Raw genomic sequence first — 19,002 nt, 5'->3', positions numbered from 1 at the left:
GGACCAGCTGAACCGGGTGTCAGCGCCAGCGGTGTTGAAGCGAAGAAGTTGGCCGGCTGCCGGTTCATAGGCCATGGTGACCCCGGGGGCCGATTGCATTCGATTGTCGGTGGAGTAGGTGTAGGCAGCGCTTCCTGAACTGGTCAGGTTGCCGCGTCCGTCATAGCCAAGCGCCGTCGCGCCAGCTGTCGTCATCTGGTTGAGGCCGTTGACGCCGTAAGACCGGTCGACATTGTAGTGGCCGGCCCATGCATAGGTGTCGTTGTTGCGGGTCAGCGAAGCGATCTGCCCGGCGGGGTTGTAGCTGAACGAATGGGTGAAGTCGTACGCGCTGCCCGACAGATCCTGCGTGAGTGAGGCGAGGCGCGAGACTGCGTCATAGCCATAGTTGGTCGTGGTGCCGTTACCGCGCATGATGCTCGAGCGGCGCCCCAGATTGTCATATTGATAAGTCGCGAGCACGCCCAGGCCCGATGTCGCGCCATTCTCGCGGATCGCCGTCATGTCGCCGGCGACGTTGTAGTCATAATCGACATAGAACCCGTCGTTCCACGTCAACCGCGTCCGGCGTCCTGCGAGATCATAGGTGTGATTGGTGGCGAAGCTGTAATATTGCTCTGTCGTCGTCCGGCCAAGCGCGTCATAGGTGAATGTGTTGACCGCCCAGCCATCGCCGGTCGCGGTCTTCAGCCGTCCCAGCAGGTCATAGGTATAGCTGACGTTCCAGTCGTGCGGGACGCTCCACGTTATAGACTGGTCATGCGTTGGAGTGGTCTTGGTCGTCACCCGATTGAGGTTGTCATAGCCGTAGGCGACCGTCTGACTGTCACGCAGGCGGCGGCTGGTGATGTTGCTCGCCGCGTCATAGCCGAGTTGCTCGTAATCGGTAGTCGAGCTGGTGCCTGCCGCGACGGTCGTGACCGGATAGCGTGTCTTCGACAGCCGGTCGAACCCGTCATACTCGTACGTCGTCTTGTTGCCCTCGGCGTCGGTGACGGTCTCGATTTGTCCATTGGCGGTGAAGCTCAAATATTCATGCGAGGCATCGGCCGTGCCGAACGCGCGATGATAGTCGATTACGCGCCCCAGCGCATCGATCCCGCGTTGCTCGACGCGGTCAGGGCCGTTGGGACCAGTGAGCTGTGGGGTGCATGAGTCACTCTGCCCTGCCCATTGCGCCGGATCCATCCGCTGCGCGATGCACACCAGCACGCCGTCGTTATTGTAGCCATATTGCGTCACTGCATAGGTGGTGCCGCCGGCGCTCACCGTCTCCTTCACCTTGTGATCGACGCCGTCATAATCGGTCGTGAGCTGCTGCTGGCTCACAAAGCCTGCCCAGTCGCCGTCACTCTGGCTGTCGACATTGCCGGTCTCGGCCAAGGTCACACGGCCCTTGGGATCATAGGTCAACCTTTGCGCGCGTGGCTTGAGCGCGCCGCCTCCGTCCGGATCGGGGCTCGTGACGCCGACCAGCTGCCGCGCCGCATCGTATCGGTAACGCACGGTGTCGGCGGTGCCTGAGAGCGGGCCATCCACCGTCAGCACATTGCCGACATCGTCATAGCCGATGGTAGTAGTTGCGGTCAGCGATCCGTTGCCGGCGCCCTTGGTCACCGTGATCGGATGGCCATTGGCATTGTAGGAGATGCTGGTTTTGACTTCGTCTGCCGTGCCCGTGCAGGAGGCGGCGGTCTGGCAAGTCGAGATGCTGCTCACCTGCTGGATGCCGTTGACCGCGGTATAGCCGTAGGTGGTGGCCGGCTGCACCGCACCGCTGGTTGCGGCGGGCAACGTGACGGTCACCAGCTTTCCGGTGGTCGTGTTGTAGCTATAGTCGGTCTGGTTGTTCTTCGGGTCTTTGGTCCAGTTCGGCTGGTTGCATTTTGCCGCGTAGGTGCATGACGGATCATAGTTTGCCGTCGTCACGATATCCGCAAGCCCGGATCCCGGCTTCGCGACCAATCGTGTTTCGGTGACATTGCCGCGGCCGTCATAGGTATATTGTGTGTAGTTGCCGTCTGGCGCGGTCACCTTCGTCACCCGGCCACTGGTGTCGTAATCCCATTGGGTCAGCCGGGTGAGCGGATCGGTTTTCGAGCGCATCCGTTGCGACGCGATGTCGAAGACATAAGCCGTCGCATGGCCCAGCGGATCGGTCACCGTCGTTGTCCGCTGCCCCGTGTTGTCCGCATAAGTGTAGGTGGTGGTGCCTGCCGCCGTCGTAACGCTGAAGACCCGGTTCGACCCGTCATAGGTGACCGTCACGTCTTCGCCGCTGCTGCCCGGACGCTTGATGCCGGCAAGCCCCTGGACGGCTCCATTGAACGTCGTCCTGAATGTCGTCTTCCGTCCGATCGGGTCCGTGATGCTGTCGTAGCGTGTATTTACGGCGAAAGTGGTGGCGAAAGCCTGCGTGCGCGCGCTCGCGCCAGCCACGGCGGTGTTGGTCAGCGACACACCGTTGGTGGTGGACCACGCCGTCCAATCGGTGCTGAAGATGTCGTCGGGATCGACACTTGCGGGAGCATTGTCGTATGTCAGCTTGTACCCGGAGTTGCTCTGAACCGACGATACCCGATAGGCGTAGGAATGTCCGGTGCAGATCTGGCCTTCGGAACCTTCCTTCGATTGCGAGCAATAATACATGCTCTCGAATGTATAGGTAAGGGTCTCGCCCGATGGCTTGGTGACGTCGGTGACGACGCCGCTGACTGTCTGGAACGACCCTGCTCCCGCATAGACCTTGTTGAGGTGAATGACGGTACCGTCGCTCAGGGTATAGGTGTATACATTGCCGCTGAGCGACAATGTGGACCCATTTCCCTCAGTAGGGATATAGCTGCTGCCTGAGATGGTGAAGCGATCGGTCTTGCCGGCAAAAGCGACATGGACGGTGCTGCCGTTTACCGACAATGAGGCTACAAGGTTGTCACCCCAGACCTGATTGCTGCGGATGAGCTTGTACCAGCTCAGTCCCGCTTCCCCCTGTCCGGCCGAAAGCGCAGGCCCGTCGACGTTGATCGTGCCATAGAACAGATCCACTCCATTCGCGTCGAGCGATTGCCGCACCGGCGCGGCGGCGGCGACTTGCGCCCTGGCAGCAGGTATCAGGCACAGGCCGCCGACCGCGGGTACTGAAAGGATCGAGCAGGCAAGCAATCTGGCAATGGCGCGGCGCGCGCCCGGGCGCACGGCCCCGACATGGTTCAGCATCTGATCCCCCCGTTTGGATAAATTGAATCAGGCGTCACTGCGCCTGGCGGGCGTCGCTCAGGGCGGTGGCGGATTCGGCGATCCGGTCACCTTCACGTTGCGGCGATTGTTCGCCTTGTCGTGGGTGTATTCGTATTTGACACCGTTGTTGACCGCGCCCGATCGCTCGACCTTCACCACGCGACCCTTGGCATCATAGGTATAGATGACAGTTTCGGAAGCGCTCGCCTGCGATGCCGCAAATGCGCACGCAGCCAGAATAAAAACGCTACTTAGGACTCGCATATCGACACCCCCCGGCCATCGCAGGTAGACGAATTTGTTAGCTTGAGCGCCCGACACGCGGTATCTAATTCCGCTTTGAATGACTAACGCCATCTCGGCGCCCGGCGCAATCGTTTATGCTTGGTTATCGCTATATTAGCGCCGATAGTTCTCTTGATCCGCCGCGATCTCCGGCGCACGATGCATTCGTGCTCATCTCGGCGATCTCTACAGCAGCGTGGGAACTCGGCGGCGGCGCCGATCCCTCCGTATCAGGCTCGATTGTGGCAGCGATTCGATGGCTGGAAGGCACGCTGCTCGGCACCATCGCTACGACTGCTGCTGTCATATCGGTCGCCAGCGTAGGATTTATGGCGCTGGGCGGTCGCGTCGATCTTCGCCGCGCCGCGACCATCGTTCTGGGATGCTTCATTCTCTTCGGTGCCTCGAGCATAGTCGCGGGGCTGGAAAGCGCCGTCCGCGACCAAGGCTCGTCCGGCTTTGCATCGCCGCCAATACAATCAGTCGACATATCGCCACTGGCGACGCTCCCACAACATCCAGCAGGCTATGATCCTTATGCTGGTGCTGCCGTACCACAGTGACGGGGCTTGCGTTCGATTTCTCCTGAGCCGGGACGTCCGCTCTTCAGGCACCCGCGTTGATGGCTGAACAGCCGCAATTGGGCGCGTAGCTGCCGTGGCGCTACGACCGATTGAACGACCGGAATCGACGAGGCGGTGCCCCGAAAGCGGACAGGCCGCTTCCGATCCGCTTCTCGCCGTCCGCGGTCGACAGCGAACCGGCGGGAAGTGCCCCAAAGCCGGCGCACCGCTTTCCACCAGGCACAGCCTATCGTCCGCAACCTCAAGCCTGACTTATAGATATCCATAGGATTGCAGCAGAATTGTCGTGCCCAGCATCCCACCGAACCCTGCCACGGCACAGGCCAGAGCTATAAAATTGCCGAAAAGGGTCAGGCGCTTCTTCTCCGCATCACGCGTCAAGCTTTCCGATCACTTGACCAGTACGCGTGCCTCTCTCCCTTACCCTCGCGAGAAGGGCATAGACGAAACCGCCGCCGAGGCTCAACTCGGCGGCGGCGCGACCCGAGTTTCGCTCGGGAGGAAGGGCTAAGGGCTAGAACTTGCCGATCAGGTTCACGAAGAAACCCCGTTCGTCGTAGCTGAGATCGGAAAGATCGTCGGAATAGTCGGTGAAATTGTAGCCGACGCCGATCTTCACATTGTCGCCGAGATGGCGGTAGACGCCGACCAGCGCGCCGAGCCGGGAGTCACCTGCCTCACGGCTCGAAAGCTGACGCGCTTCGGCAAGCAGATCCCATTTTCCGATCACGCGATAGTCCGCGCGTACCGCCCAGAACGTCGCGTGGCTGTCGAACCACGGGGCATTGGCGTCGCGCGACGTGCGAAGCTCGCCCACGCGATACGCAACCTTCCCGCCCAGGGCGAGACGCGGAGTCAGCTGATAGGTCGCATCGAACGCCGCGATATGGCTGCGCTGCGCATAATCGAGGTTCAGGCCAAGCTGGTCGACCTGTGCCGGCGAAGGTTCGTCGGCAAGGTAGGTGTATTTCGCCAGCAGGTTCAGCCGGTCATCGTCGGTCGGGCGGTACGCCGCCGCTGCGACCAGCTCGTAATAGTCGGCGTCGAGCGAATGATCGCTGCCGAGCCCGCCGTCGGACAGCGACACGTTCGCCTTGGCGAACAGTCGCAGTGCATCGGTCGCCCGGAAGGTGACCTGGTTGCGCGTCGCCCAGCTGGTGCGATCGCCATAGGTATCGCTGCCGTCGGTGCGATATTCGATCGCAGTCGACCAGCGGAGCCGCTTGCCGCCATAGTCGGCGGTCCCGCCCACGACCTCGCGATCTATCCGCCCGCCGAGCGCATCCGCCAGCGAGCCGGTCTCGTAGCGCATGCCGAAGGTCCAGCCGGGGATCGGCGTGAAGTCGGCGCCATATGCCTGGGTGAAGCCGGTCGGGCCGCTGCCATGCTCATAGCGTCCTTCGGCGAAGACATTGGTGCTGCTGCCGAACCGCCGGCGGGCGCCCGCAGTCAGGCGACCAAGCCTGCCGGTGGTGAAGGCATCGGGATTCTCGGCTGCCAGCGCGTAGGCGAGATAGAGCGAGCCGCGTTCGCCGGTCGCATAGTTGGCCTTCACGTTGGCGCCCGTTCCGAGGTCTCCGTCCGACACTTCACCGGCAAGGGTGAGGCGTCTGGTCGGCTGCAATTCGCCCGCGACGCCGATGCGGTCGTTCTCCAGACGCCCGCCGTCGCGATCGATTGTCTTCTGCCCGAACACCGACAGGGCCCAGGGCATGCCGCTTTTCTGCTTCCCCTCGCCCTGTTCGGCCTGTGCCGGTGCGGGGGTGTGGCGATAGCCGACGCTGGCCGCGACATCGGTTCGCGAGCCCTGGAAGCCAGGGGCTGCGGGATAGGGGGTGTAAGCGGTAGCCTGCCCTTGCTGCTTGTCGGAGCGGACGCCGACACTGCCGAACACGCCGTTGGTGGTCTGGTGGGTCACGCCCGCCTCGATCGCCTGCCGGTCGGTCACCCGCCCGTCGGTGATGTCGGCCTTGGCCTTGAAGCGGGTGCCGCCGGCGATCGCGACGTCGGCACTGCCACCATATTGATCGAGGCTCTCGCCGAAATTGACTTCGCCGGGACCGGAGAACCCTGCCTCGCGGCTCCGCCAATATGCGGCGACACGCCCTTCGCCGCCGCCGAAAACCTCGGCAATGTCTGCCGCGCCTTCGACCATCAGCGCATCGGACTTGCGCGGCGCCGTAGTCAGCTGAGTGAAGTCGTAGCCGCCGGTGGAGGAGAAGGACGCACCCGAGCCCGCTCCGTCCGACTGGGCGAACTCGCCGCGCAGATAGGTGCCCGGCTTGTAGCGCAGGAGCAGGTCGGCGCCGTACAGATCCTGTTGCGCCTGATCCTGGCCTTGGTGATAGCCCGTCACGCCGACGCGCAGCATATCGCCGAACCATTGCTGGGCGCGGCCGCCGATGGTGAGCGCGTCCGGCCTGGTCAGCCCCGGCACATATTCATAGGTGGCGACGAGCCAGACCGGGTTGCCGGCGAGCGACGCATCGCGGACGAACATGCTGGTGTCGGCGGTGATCGGCAGCGCCTCGCGCAGCAGCACGCGGCCCTGAATGTAGTTCACCTCATAGTCACGGCCGGGAACAAGTTCGCGGCGCTCCAGCACGAGACCCGAATCGCGGTCACGGACCTCGGCGAAGAGGCGTTCCGATCCCTGCGCGAGGTCGCGATTGCGGAAGTAATAGACCGAGCCGCCGGTGGAGGCGAAGTCCTCGCGCGATCCGATCGTGCCCGGATCCGCCGCGAAACCCGTCACTTCGGTCTTGCGCTCGCCGAAGCTGGTCATCGCCGACGGCCGGAAGCCGAAATTCGCGCCGTACAGCGCGCGCTGATAGCGGATCAGCTCGGTGCCCGGGAGGAGCGTCTGGAAATTGCCCCACATCGCGATGATGTTCGGGCTCTCGACCCTTGCATAGAAGCGGCCATAGGTCGGCGCATCCTCGACCGTGGTCGAATCGTCGCCATAGACCGGATAGTGCAGGTCCGGATCGAGCCGGCGCAGGAACGAGCGCGAGTCCTTCTTGAGGAACCCGTCGAACAGGTCGGACAGCGGATGCTCGCCGGTATCCGCCGATGCGGTCAGTCGCCACGTCTGGGAAAGCTGGCCCTTATAGTAGAAGGCCAGCCGGCCATCGACGAAATCCTTGCGCGGATCCGCCGAGTCCGTCCCCTGCAAGTCGAGCTTGGCGGCGTCGAAGCTGCGGTGGCCCGCTGTAAGATCGGCGATGCCGACGAAGAACTGGTCGTTCTTCGGCAGATTGAGATCGCGGCTATGTTCGCGCGGCTCGCCGTTCACCGGCTCGATCCGCACCGGCACCGACTTCGTGTCGGCCGGGACGATCTGCTGGGTGACGAAGCGCAGCTGGCGGTCGACGGCAACCGGCGTACCGAACACGAGCACGCGTGTGCCCTGCTGTTCGACCGCGCCGCTGACGGTCACCTCGCTGCCGGTCACTGGGATGTTGCCGATGGTCCGCTGGTTCTCGAACACCGGACCCTGGCGGGTGTCGCGCAGCCCGTCGGGCCGGGCAGCGGATACCGAGAGCGCCTGGGGTGCCGTTTCGTCGAACCGTCCCCTGGCGTCGTAGACGCGCAGGACGACCCGCAATTGCGTGCCCGCGGGTGCATCGGCCTTCCAGCTTGCGGGAGATCCGAACGTGACCGGCACCACCGTCAGCGGCGTGCCTTCGATGCTGTCGCCTGCACCGAAGACGCGCAGCTCGGCGCGCGCAATGAACGCCGTGTAGTTGGCGAGCAGATGGAACTGGATCGCCTCCCCCGGTGCCACCACGGGTGTGGAAGGAACCACGCTCAGCAACGGCTTCGCATCGAGCGTCGTGACCTGGACATCGATCCGGTCACCCGCCAACGCGACGTCGGCACGGCGCTGGACATCGGCAACGGTGGCGCCCTCGCCTTCGCCGTCCACGGTCACCCGGAAGGCACCCTCGGCGGCGCCCGTTTCGAGGTTGGGCGCGACGCCGCGGGTGTCCTCGCCGCTATCGTCGACCAAAGGCCCGCATGGCCGGTCGGGCGAACCGCAATGGTCCGTGGGCTCCACAGCCTGGGCCAGCGCCGTACCGAGCGCGAGGTTTGAGATGCCGACGCCGAACGCGACGGCAGTGCGGAGGGCCAGGCGGTTCATTGAACGTCTCCCTTCGCCGTGCCGCTGTGGACGGTGGTCTCCTCCTCGATGATCAGCCGGTAGCGATCCTTCCTCTCTCGCCATTTCTCCTCGACTGCATCGCGCAGCGCGGCGATCCGGCGGCGGATCAGGCCCGAAGCTTCCCCCGCTCCGCCATAGGCGATGCGCAGGATCGACGGCTTCTCGGCGAGAGTGGCGACCAGCGCATCGACCTTCGGCAGGAAGGATGCAGCCACCCTGTCGCCGTCGAAGACCTCGGCATTGACGTCGACCCGAACGACCCGACCGAGCGCCGCGCCGAAGTTGAGCTTGGCGAACTTGCCGCGGGTCAGGCGCACCGTCTCCGGATTGACCGTGGTCATGCGGTAACCGGTCGGCAGCGTGCGGGTGTCGAGCTTGAGGATGAAGTTCGACCCGCGGTCCTCGTTCGGGATCATCGGACAGGTGACGTGGTAGCGGCCCTCGACATCCGTGGTGATGAGCAGGCCGTTGACTGTTGCCAGGCGCACGCCGGGCAGGCCGGGTTCACCCACGTCCTGCGTGCCGTTCATGTTGCGGTCGTCGAACACCTTGCCGAGGATGTCGGTGCAGTCGAAGTCCGGATCGGGGATGATCCGCACGACCGCGTCCGCGACATTCGAGACCGTCGCGCCGACGAGCGCGTTGACGGCGAAGGCCCTGTTGACATGCTCGCCCTCGCCGACACCGGCACCGACGGTCAGCACCAGCTTGAGCGTCTTCTCCTCGCCCGCCGTGAAGCTCTGTCCCGGCCAGCTGAGCAGGAGTCCCGCCTGCTGCGGCTCGACCGGCATGCCGTTGATCGTCGCGCTGCCCTCCCGGTAACGGAAGCCCGCGGGCGTCCGGTCGGTGATGGTGATGCCGGTGATCGCCCCGGCCAGCGTGTTCCGCGCGGTGATCGTGTAAGGTACCAGGCCACCGCGGCTGACGTTCACCATCGGAGTCGTCTTGGTGACGACGATGGCGCCCTCGAGGATCGGGTCGATCGGCAGGTTGTTGTTGAGGACGTTGGCCGACGTGCCCGGGGTAAGCGTGAAGCTCAGATAATAGGCCGTCGTCTGCCCGCCCGTGGTGCAGGTCGCCAGCGCCGAGGTCGGCGGCGCGCCGTCATAGGCGGAGACCAGCAGCGGATCGGGCGTCGGGCCGACCACGAGCGGTCCTGCGCAGGGCGGGATGATGCTCGACGGCTGGATCGGATTGTAGCTGCCGTTCGGCGGCGTCACCGACAGCGTGTAGGTGCCCGCGGGCGAGCCGGGGAGCAGCAGATATTGATACATGCCGTCCTCGCCGGTGACCTGCGCGACGTTCGTCGTGCCGCCCAGCAGATGCAGCCCGGGATCGAACCCGGCCGGACCGGTGATGCGGACGGTCGCGCCCGGCACCACCACACGGCGCACCGAATCATAGACCACACCCGAAGGATCGAGCGGCAGCGACTGCTGCTGCACGTCGGCGCCAGGGGTGAGCTTGAGCTCGGACAGCGTGCCGCCCTCGGTGCGCGCACCGGCGGGGTTCGAAGGCGAAACCACGCCCTCGCCGATGGCGGTACCGGTCTCGTTGGGACGCGCGCTGCCATAGATGGCGTTGTTGACCGGGTTGCGGAACAACACCTGGTAACCCGCCCCCGGCGCCACGCCGGTAAAGGCATAGGCCCCGTCGGCGCCCGTGCGGGTTGTGCCGATCAGCGCATCGCCGAGGCGTAGCTCGACAATCCAGTCGGCATAGACGGGCTCGCCGGAATCGAGGGCACGGTCATGGTCGCGATCCAGCCAGACACGGCCGGCGATGCGGGCACCCGCGCCGCGTTCGCTGAACAGATAGCCGGTGGCGTCCTGCGCGGCGCCGAGCACGACCGCACTGATCGTATCGCCCGCGGCGCTGCCGCCGGCATTGCCCGGCGTATCCACGCCGTCGTCATAGCCGGCCGGCTGCGTCTCGACGACATTGTAGGTGCCGCCCGGGACGCCGGTGAACAGATAGCTGCCGTCATCTCCCGACACGGTCGTCAGCGTGATGGCGTTGCCGCGTGCATCGCTTCCGGTCAGCGTCACGGTAACGCCCGGGATCGCCGGCTCGTCCGCATCACGCCGGCCATTGCCGTTGGTGTCGTTGTAGACGCCGCCGGCAAGCGAGCCGACCCGCTCGCCGAAGTTGATCGGCGTGACCGGCGCGCCGACCCCGACCGTCAACGTCGCACGATTGGACCGATGCTCCTCCGCGTCGCCATAACCGAGCGGCTGCTGCTCGACGACGACATAGTCGCCTGCCTCGATATCGGTGAAGTCGTAACGGCCGTCCGGACCGGTGGTCGCCGTCTTGACCACCGTACCGTCGGGCTTCTGCAGTTCGACCACCACGCCGGGAATGCCGGGTTCGCCGCTATCCTGGACGCCGTTCAGATTGGTGTCGACATAGACGACGCCGCCCTGCCCCTGACCGCGTTCGCCGAAGACATAGCCCGTCGCGTCGGTCCCGGTCGGCAAATTGATTGCCGAGATATTGTCGTTGGCAACGACGCCGGGAACGGTTCCCGCAGCATCCTTGCCGTCGCCGAAGCCGACCGGCTGCGTCTCCGCTACCGTGTAGGTGCCGGCGAGCAGATCGTCGAAACGATAGTTGCCGCTCGCGTCGGTGGTCGCGGTGCGGTCGACCGCGCCGCCGCCGGCGGTCGTGCCGGTCAGGCGCACGGTGACGCCCTCGAGACCGCGTTCGCCCGAATCACGGACGGCGTCGTCGTCCGAGTCCACGAACACCGAGCCGGCGAGGCTGGAGACCGTATCGCCGAAGTCGATCGTCTGGTTGGTGCCCGCGGTCACGTTGATCGCACGGCTGTCCGGCGTCGACGAGCCATAGCCCGCGGGCTGGGTTTCCTCGACGGTATAGCTCCCCGCGGCTAGGTTCTCGAAGCGATAGCTGCCGTCCGGTCCGGTGACGGTGGTCGCCACGACCGTACCTCCCTGGCGCAGGGTGAGGGTCACGCCGGGGATCGCAGGTTCGCCACCGGCGTCCGAACCGTCACGCTCGGGATCCTTGAAGACGCGTCCCGAAATCGTGATCGCGCGCTCGCCGAAGTCGTAGCCGGTGCCGGTGGTGCCGTTGCCGAGCGTTACGTTGGCGATGCGGTTCTCTGCGGCGCTGCTGCCGAAGCTTGCGTTGTTGACGCTCCCGCCGGGCGTGCCCGCGCTCTCGCGGCCATCGGCATAGGCGCTCGGCTGGTTCTCGACGAGCGTGTAGCTGCCCGCCGGAAGATCGTCGAAGCGATAGCTGCCGTCGGTGCCGGTCGTCGCCGTGCAGCCGAGCGCCGGATCGAGAGCCGCACGCGCGGCGCAGATGTCCTGTCCGGCCGCGGCGGTGCCCGAAAGGGTGACAGTGACGCCGGCGAGCACGGTTTCGCCCGGCTGGCGGATGCCGTCGTCGTTGCCGTCGATATAGGTCGCGCCGGCGAGCGAGCCCGCGCGTTCGCCAAAGGCATTGTTGATGCCGAGCTCGCCTGCGCCGAGCACGATCCCGGTGATCGTGTCGTTGCCGGCGGTTCCGCGGACGCTGCCGTTCACCTGGCCCGCGGCATCGGTGCCATCGGCATAGGAGGAGAGCGGCGCTGTGGTCTGCGCCTGCTCGGCCAGCGTATAGCCGGCCGGCGACGAGCCGGGCACGTTCACCAGCAGATAATTGCCCGCCGCATCGGTCGTCGCGGCGCAGGGTACGAGCGTGCAGACGTCCTGCCCGGCTGCGGTGGCGCCCGAAAGGGTGACGGTGACGCCGGCGATGCCGACCTCGCCCGGATCGCGCGTGCCGTTGCCGTTGCGGTCGAGATAGACATAGCCGCCAAGACCTTGGCCGGTGGCGCCGAAATCATAGCGCGTGGCGGTGGTGCCCGCGGCGATCACGACGCCGCTGACGCTGGTATTCGCCTGGCCCGGAACGGGCGTGTTCGCGCCGCTCGCACCGCCTGAGGTGCCGCCTGCGCTACCGATGAACGCGCCGCTATGCTCGAGGCCGGGCGGCGGCGTTTCGGTGACCGTATAGGTGCCCGGCCGCAGCACGCGGCACGACGGATCGGCTGCGCTGGAGGCGGGGAAGCTGTAGGCGCCCGTCGCATCGGTGGTGATCGAGCAATCGACCGCCTGTCCCACGTCGTTGGTGCCCGTCAGGCGGACCACGGCGCCGGCAAGGCCGCTATTCTCGCCCGGGTCGCGGGTCGCATTGCCGTTGGGATCGAGGAACACGATGCCCGAAAGCGTCGAAGTGGGGATCTCGCCGAAGTTGCGTTCGGTCAGCCCCTGTCCGGGAGTGAGCGTTCCGACGGCGATATCTTCAGGCGCCGCGCGCCCTGCCGAGCCCGGAACCACGTTACCCGCGCCATTGACGTCGAGACCGTCCGAGAGTCCGGTGGGCTGGACGAGCTGAGTCACTGTATATCCGGTCGCGTCGGACGGCGGCAAATCGGTAAACCGGTAATGCCCGCTGGCATCGACGGTCGTCGTCAGATTGACCGCGCTGCCGGCATAGTCGGTGCCGGTGAGACGGATCTGTGGCGTCGAGGAGAAATCGCCGGGACCCACACCCGTCTCGCCGCCGTCGATCGCGCCGTTGTTGTTGACGTCACGCCACACCGTGCCTTCGATCGAGCCGGCACGGGTTTCCTGGAACAGATAGCTCGTGGCGGCCGTGTTCGCCGGCAGGCTGATCGCCGTGATGCTGTTGGTCGCCGGGGCGCTGCCGAACGCGGCGTTGTTCACGGTGCCGCCCACGCTTCCCGCGGTTTCGCGGAAATCGAGCAGCCCGGCGGGCTGGGTCTCGACGATCTGGTAGGTGCCTGCGGGCAATCGATCGAACAGGAAGTTGCCGCCGGCGTCAGTGGCCAGCGTGCGCGGCGCGACCGGATTGCCCCAGGCATCGGTGCCGCTCAGCACGACCGTCACACCGCTCAGGCCCTCACCTGCCTGGATGGCATTGTCGAGATTGGCATCGTCGAAGACCGAGCCGGCGATCGACGACTGCGCGATCTGGACCGCCGCGGTCTTGCTGTTGTTCGTCGGATCGGCGTCGCGCGCCAGCTCTTGGCCACCACTATCGAGCCCGGGCGCGATCGAGGCGGTGTTGACCTGATCTGTCAACAGTGCCCCGGCGTAAGGATAGGTGGCGCGGGCGCGCAGCCGGATCGTCACCTGGCTGCCGTCCGGGGGGAAGGTGCCGTCGAGCGTGCAAAGAACGGTGGACGCGCCGGTGCAGGCGATCGCGCTGACGCTTGCCGCGCCCGATGCCGTGGCCGTGGGCGCGGCGCCGGTCAGCTCGAACCCGGCGGGCAGCGTATCCGTCACGCGCACCTGGGCGATCGGCGAAATGCCGTTGTTGCGGACGACGATCGCATATTCGACCGGCTCGTTGATGCTCGCGGGCGAGGCGGTGACCCGCGTCTTCGAGACCAGTTCGAGGTCGGCCGAAGGAAGAACGGTCGTGGTCTGGACCGCCTTGTTGTTGGCGAGCTGGCTATCGGCCTGATTGACCGTCACATTGTCCTGCTCGAGCGCGGTGACCTGCGCCTCGTCGGTGAAGGTGAGCGGTCCGGTCGGTGCGGGCCCGCCCGGCGTGAAGCGCAGGCGGAAGATCACCTGGTTCAGCGCATCGAGATAATTGGCAGCGGTCGAGCTCGCATGCAGGCGGCATTCGACGTTCGCGCCGGCCTGGACGCAGGACGGCGAAGGCGGCGCATACAAGCTGAACCCGCCAGTCGCCGGAACCGGATTCACGCTGAAGCCGGCCAGCGTCATCGTGTAGCCCGCGGGCGGCTGCGGGACGTCGGTGATGACGACGTTGGTCGCGCGCGACGGGCCGAAATTCGAAACGCGTACGTCATAGACCAGCTCGTCGCCGAAGCGCAGCGGATCGAATTCGGGCCCGGGTTCCTGCTTGGTAATCGCAAGATCGTAGCCGGGCGCAGTCACATTGTGCGTGACCGAACCGCTATTGTTGGTAGCGTCGCTCTCCACAGTATCGGTCGTTACGGTCGCGACGTTGGTGTGGCTGATCGGGAAGCCCGAGGTCGCGCCGCCGAAGGGGAAGCGCGCGCGCACCTGTTGCGAGACCTGGAACGACTGGCCGCGCGTGAACTGCCCCATGCTGCAGCTGATCAGCCCCGTCGCATCGTCCTTGGTGCAGCTGCTGCCGCCCTTGGTGGAGGCGGGATTGCCGACGAGCTCGAACCGTGCCGGGTCGATCGTGTCGCTCACGACCACATTGTCTGCCGGATTGGCGCCATTGTTGCGGACGCTGATCGTGTAGGTCGAAACCACGCCGACGCGCGCCGGATTGGGCGAGATCGACTTGGCCGTCACCTGCATGTCGGCAAGCGGACTGACGGTATATTGCGCCTGCGAGCTGTTGTTGCTGTTGTCGCTGTCGATGGTATCCGACGAGGTGATGGTCGCGGTGTTTGTGTAGGCGCCGCTATTCCCGGGCCTGTCGATCCGCACGATCGCCGTTTCGGTCGCGCCGGCCCCGAGGTTGGTCAGCGTCCAGCTGATCCGGCCGTTCGCAGGCGAATAGGAGGTGTTACCGCTCGACACGCTGATCTGCGCGAAGCCGGTCACATAGCCGCCCGTATTGAGCGAGTTGGGCAGATTGTCGGTGACGGTCACCGTGCCCGCGGGCGCACCGCCGATGTTGCTGGCGCGCAGGCGGATGTAGAAGCTGCTCGCGGACGCCGGAATCGCAAGTGCCGGAGACTGGGACCAGGGGCCGGCGGCGTCGAGCGAGACCTCCTTCGCAACGGTCAGATCAGTGGTGACCGTGGTCGCGCGCACGCCCGCGCCGCTGCAGTCGTTGGCCGTGTTGGTATCTAGGGGAGTCGCAAGCGATCCACCCGTCGATCCCGTGCACGCAGTGTTGTTGAGGTTCGTGTTGGCCGTGACGCTCGCGCGTGTGACCAGCGACAGGCTGAGTGTGCCGTTCAGCGCGAGCGTGCCCGTGCCGGTGGTTTCGCAGGTGATGATGTTCCCGACCTGCGCGCAGCTCCACGCCGCGTTGGACGAGACGAAGGTTTCGTCTGCCGAAACCGTGTCGGCGATCCGGATCGGCGTGCCGGGCGAATAGCTGAGCGCCGACGGACCGTTGTTCCGGACCGTGATGGTGCTCGTCATGTCGCCGCCCGCCGCCACGGGATTGGGCGTCTTGCTCTTCGAAACGCTGAGATCCGCGGTTGGCGGGACGATGCGGAAGGGCGCGGTCGACGTGTTGTTGGTCAGATCGGGATCGGCGAATCCAGCGGGCAGCGTGATCGTCGCGCTGTTGGTCTGGTTCCCGGCAGTGGCGCTGTTGGCCGTGACGGGAATCGCGAACGCACGGCTGGCGCCGCTCGCGAGCGCGCCGCCATTGCAGGTGACGGTCTGGCCGCTCCGGGTGCAGCCCCCCGGCAATGCTCCTATCGTGAAGTTCGCAGCGATCGTGTCGCTGATCGTGGCGCCGCTGACCGGTTGCGGCCCGTCGTTGAAGAGCGTCAGATCGATCGTCACGTTTGTGCCCTCGACGATCGTCGCCGGCATCGACTTGGCCGCACGGAGATCGCTTCCCTCCAGAATCGTCGTCACCACAGGCGCGGCCGCATTGTTGGTGCCGTTCGGATCGAGCACCGTCGGATTGGTCAGCGAGGCGAAGGCGTTGTTCGTGATCGTGCCGCTGGACTGGCGGATGACCCGGCCGGTGACGGTGATGGCAGGCAGCACGCCAGTAACGGCCGCGCCGCTATAGTTGCAGGTGATCGTCGTGCCGCCGTTGGAGCAGCTCCAGTTCGTACCGCCGGCGGACTGGTACTGGAAATCCGACGCGGGTGGGAGATTGTCGGTGAGCCGGATCGCCGAGGTCGTATCCGGTCCCGCGTTGGTGACGAGGATCTGGTAGGAAATGACGCCGCCCGCCGCGAGGGTGTTGGTCGGCAGTCCGTCATCCTTCACCACCGAAAGATCGGCACCGGCCTGCACCGCCGGGGTGACGGTGAGCGCGTCGTTCGCGGCGTTGGTGTCGCCTGCGGTCGCGCTCGAAATCGTCGCGGTGGTGTTCGCGGATCCCGTCGCAATGGCGGTCGCGTTATAGCTGAAGCTGCGGTCCCCCACAGCGAACGAGGCAAGGTTGCAGGTGAGCGCCTGCGAACCGATCGCGCCGGACAGCGAGCAGAAGGACGGAACGTCCCCAGCGTCGACGCGGAACCGGCTCGAGACCGCAATGGTGACCACTGCGTCCGAGACCGTGCCCGGACCGTTGTTGGTGACGCGCACGGTAAACTGCGTCTCGGCGCCGTTCGGAACGGGGTCCGGAAGCCAGCTATAGCCGGATACCTGTAGGTCTGCGGCGATCGCGGGCAAGGGCGCCAGCAAGGCAAGCACCACCAGAACGCGGCGCAACACCGACCAGCTGCTGAACGCAGCGCCAATACGCTTTTTCACATGATCCCCCGTTCGGCTCGGATGAGACGGACGCGGAACGGATGACCGGATTGGAGTTAATGATCTATAACCAAATGCCTGATTTTACACCATTTTACAAAAAGCGGCGGACCCGAAACGAGACCTCACGCATTGTCGCATCGTCGCTGCTTGAAGCGCCGTCGTAATATGTTGTCACGGCGCTTGCGGGGCGACGGCCCCCTGCCAGACGCCCCGCGCCGCCATAATGAGGAGCTCGAATTGCCCAGAATCTTCCGCGCGCAATTGCTGCCGCCTTCCACTTGCAATGGCCTTGGTTGACGCCGGCATGAGTTCAGTGCGGCGCGCCGCCAGACTTCTGGTGCATCTGGAACGGGAGAGAATTGGAGAAGGGCATGAGACCTCGCCGGGAGGGCTCCGCCCTGGCACGGCTGAAGCGCCCTCGTCGACGCCGGCGACGGGCAAGCGCTCCAAGTCAAAGCAGACTCCCGGCGCTGAACCGGCAGGCGAGCGAGGTGCGGCGGCGGCGATCGTCGGCTTCTACTGTTCCGTCACCACGCCGCCCGCGTCCCTATCCAGTTCTCGACTTCCGTCAGCTTGAATCTCGGTGCCCGGCGCCGCGGATTTCCGCTGCCCGATCCAAGTTCGTACTCGGGGGGAAAGCCCGGCGGCCGGCGCTTGCGCAAGCGGTCGATCTGGCGTCGGGAAAGCCGAGCCAGCTCCGCAAATTCTGCGACGGTGATCAACCGCGCATTGGTTAGCGCCTTGTCGGCGGCATCGATCCGGTGCCGGCGCGGCATCTCGATCTTCCTCGTCCGGCAAGAGTCGATTGACCTCAAGGCAGCGTCTCAGGTCGACGGTGCCCGCTGGCCCGTCGACGCTGGAACTCGCGGTCGCCCTCCAGAAATGCACTCAGCATCGCCGGAATGAGTTCGGTCAGCGGCTCCCGGACCTGATAGGTTTCGGCATAGGCGGCCGCATAGGCCTCGAGCCTTTGGTGCAGCTCGGGCATCACGCTGATCGACAGCTTGACCGGCGTCCGGTCCGGAAGCTTGCCCAGCTTGAGCTCTGCCATTTCACTGCCCTCCGCGCCAGCGGCGCGAGCACAAGATCCTTGTGCACGACCAGCCGCACCGGAGCGCCGGGTCGGATGGTAATCGTCGGCTGGATGTCGAGGTTGCGCAGCGTGATCCCGTCACCCGCCCGCGACACGTTGTCCTGCGTGAGCGGCGCAGCGCCTGAATGAGATCGCCATCGCCGGTAAAGGCGAGCTCGGAACCAACGCCGAGGAGCGTCGAGAGCGCCACGCCCTTGATCAGCTGCCAAGTACGCATGTCGACCTTGTCCTCGAGCCCGGCATAGCCCGACGGATCGGTCGCCGGCACATTGTCGATACGAAACGAGCTGCCGTCGGGCAGGACGATGAGCTGCCAGACGACCAATGCGCGCTTCTGTCCGAAGGCGACCACTGCCGCGCCTGGCGCGCCGTGCCCGCTGAATGTCGTCGTCCATGGTCTCGCTGCCCTTCGAATCTGGCGGCACATGGGCCGCCCGGGCTGTGACAAATGACGGGATGGCGGCGCCTGGCAGAGAGTCGAAAACGGGGGGAGCCGAAAACGACACCCCCTTCTCACGGTGACGGCCGCGGCGTCACCCGACGCCGCGGCCGCTTCGCTTAACGCGACCAGATCAGCTTGTGCTCGTCCTTGTCGCCCTGCACGAGCGTCGCGTAGATCGGCGCCGGCAGCGACGGGTCGTCGAGCTTCATCGACATATATTCGGCGCCGGTCTCGCGCGCCGCCTTGAGCCAGCCCGCGCCGATCTCGACCGCCGGCCTGCACCCGATGGTCGGACGCCTTGTCATGGTCCTTCTGCGCGGGCCGAAGCGTCGCCTTCACGTTGAGCGTCAGGGTCCGGATGGTGCCGGTATAGACGCCGCTCTCGTCGGGGATGAACGATCCAATCTGTGCCATGATGCCTTCTTCTTGCTCTCGAAGCCGCGCCAGTGCGGCCTCGATGGCGGTCGATCGGGCGGCGCGAGGCACGGGCCGCATCCAGCGGACCGGAGCGTGAGCGGAGGACGGCGGAGCCGGGCTTTCTTGCCCCGCGAGGAAGGCCTGGCACACGCCGGGGAAGAAAGTCCGGCGCAACCGTTGCGGCCCGGGACGCGCAGCCAGACCCGCGAGGAAACCGAGGCCGCGGTGCGGCCAAGAACATTCGGGAGAAGCATCGGCACGCGACTGTCGTTCCCGCTAGTGTTGCGCGCGCGCCGCCGCATGGCCGTTCCGACACGTCGAAGCCCGCTTTCTCCCGCGCG

7 protein-coding genes and 2 pseudogenes are annotated in these 19,002 nt (G+C 65.6%); 1 reads left to right on the top strand and 8 read right to left on the bottom strand.

Going from position 1 to position 19,002, the window contains the following annotated elements; translation table 11 throughout:
* Together BR78_RS21140 and BR78_RS22280 are read right to left on the bottom strand one after the other, a co-directional pair.
* The coding region (locus BR78_RS21140) for an RHS repeat domain-containing protein (protein WP_051683441.1) at positions 1-3,216 on the bottom strand (3,216 nt) is incomplete at its 3' end.
* A 57-nt stretch (positions 3,217-3,273) separates the two neighbouring features.
* On the bottom strand, positions 3,274-3,594 hold the full coding sequence (locus tag BR78_RS22280; RefSeq protein WP_231478362.1) for a hypothetical protein: 321 nt from the start codon (positions 3,592-3,594) through the stop codon (positions 3,274-3,276).
* Positions 3,595-3,617: 23 nt separating this feature from the next.
* On the opposite strand from BR78_RS22280, the gene BR78_RS22275 reads away from it, so the two are divergent.
* A complete protein-coding gene (locus tag BR78_RS22275) occupies positions 3,618-4,085 on the top strand; it encodes a TrbC/VirB2 family protein (protein WP_081855879.1) in 468 nt (155 codons plus the stop codon).
* A gap of 535 nt (positions 4,086-4,620) precedes the next feature.
* Here BR78_RS22275 and BR78_RS0120250 read toward each other — a convergent pair.
* From BR78_RS0120250 to BR78_RS20715, 6 genes and pseudogenes are all read right to left on the bottom strand, one after another.
* Positions 4,621-8,250 (bottom strand): hypothetical protein, encoded by a 3,630-nt coding sequence (locus BR78_RS0120250; RefSeq protein WP_051683440.1) that lies wholly within the window; start codon positions 8,248-8,250, stop codon positions 4,621-4,623.
* Entirely contained in the window at positions 8,247-16,706 is an 8,460-nt protein-coding gene (locus BR78_RS0120245) for an SdrD B-like domain-containing protein (protein ID WP_029728509.1), read from the bottom strand. The genes BR78_RS0120250 and BR78_RS0120245 overlap by 4 nt, the downstream gene beginning before the upstream one ends.
* A 530-nt stretch (positions 16,707-17,236) precedes the next feature.
* A complete protein-coding gene (locus BR78_RS0120240) occupies positions 17,237-17,485 on the bottom strand; it encodes a helix-turn-helix transcriptional regulator (RefSeq protein ID WP_025587713.1) in 249 nt (82 codons plus the stop codon).
* 35 nt (positions 17,486-17,520) lie between these two features.
* The gene (locus BR78_RS0120235; protein ID WP_025587712.1) at positions 17,521-17,760 is read right to left on the bottom strand and encodes a DUF2274 domain-containing protein; all 240 of its coding nucleotides are present in this window, start codon (positions 17,758-17,760) and stop codon (positions 17,521-17,523) included.
* A gap of 20 nt (positions 17,761-17,780) precedes the next feature.
* Positions 17,781-18,157, bottom strand: a pseudogene (locus BR78_RS0120230) (TrbI/VirB10 family protein); the annotation flags it as partial.
* A gap of 203 nt (positions 18,158-18,360) precedes the next feature.
* Positions 18,361-18,658: pseudogene (locus BR78_RS20715) on the bottom strand (DUF736 domain-containing protein).
* Positions 18,659-19,002 lie beyond the last annotated feature (344 nt).

The organism is Sphingomonas sp. UNC305MFCol5.2 (genome assembly GCF_000712135.1).
Lineage (GTDB): Bacteria > Pseudomonadota > Alphaproteobacteria > Sphingomonadales > Sphingomonadaceae > Sphingomonas.
This window is presented reverse-complemented; position numbering and strand designations above follow the sequence as displayed.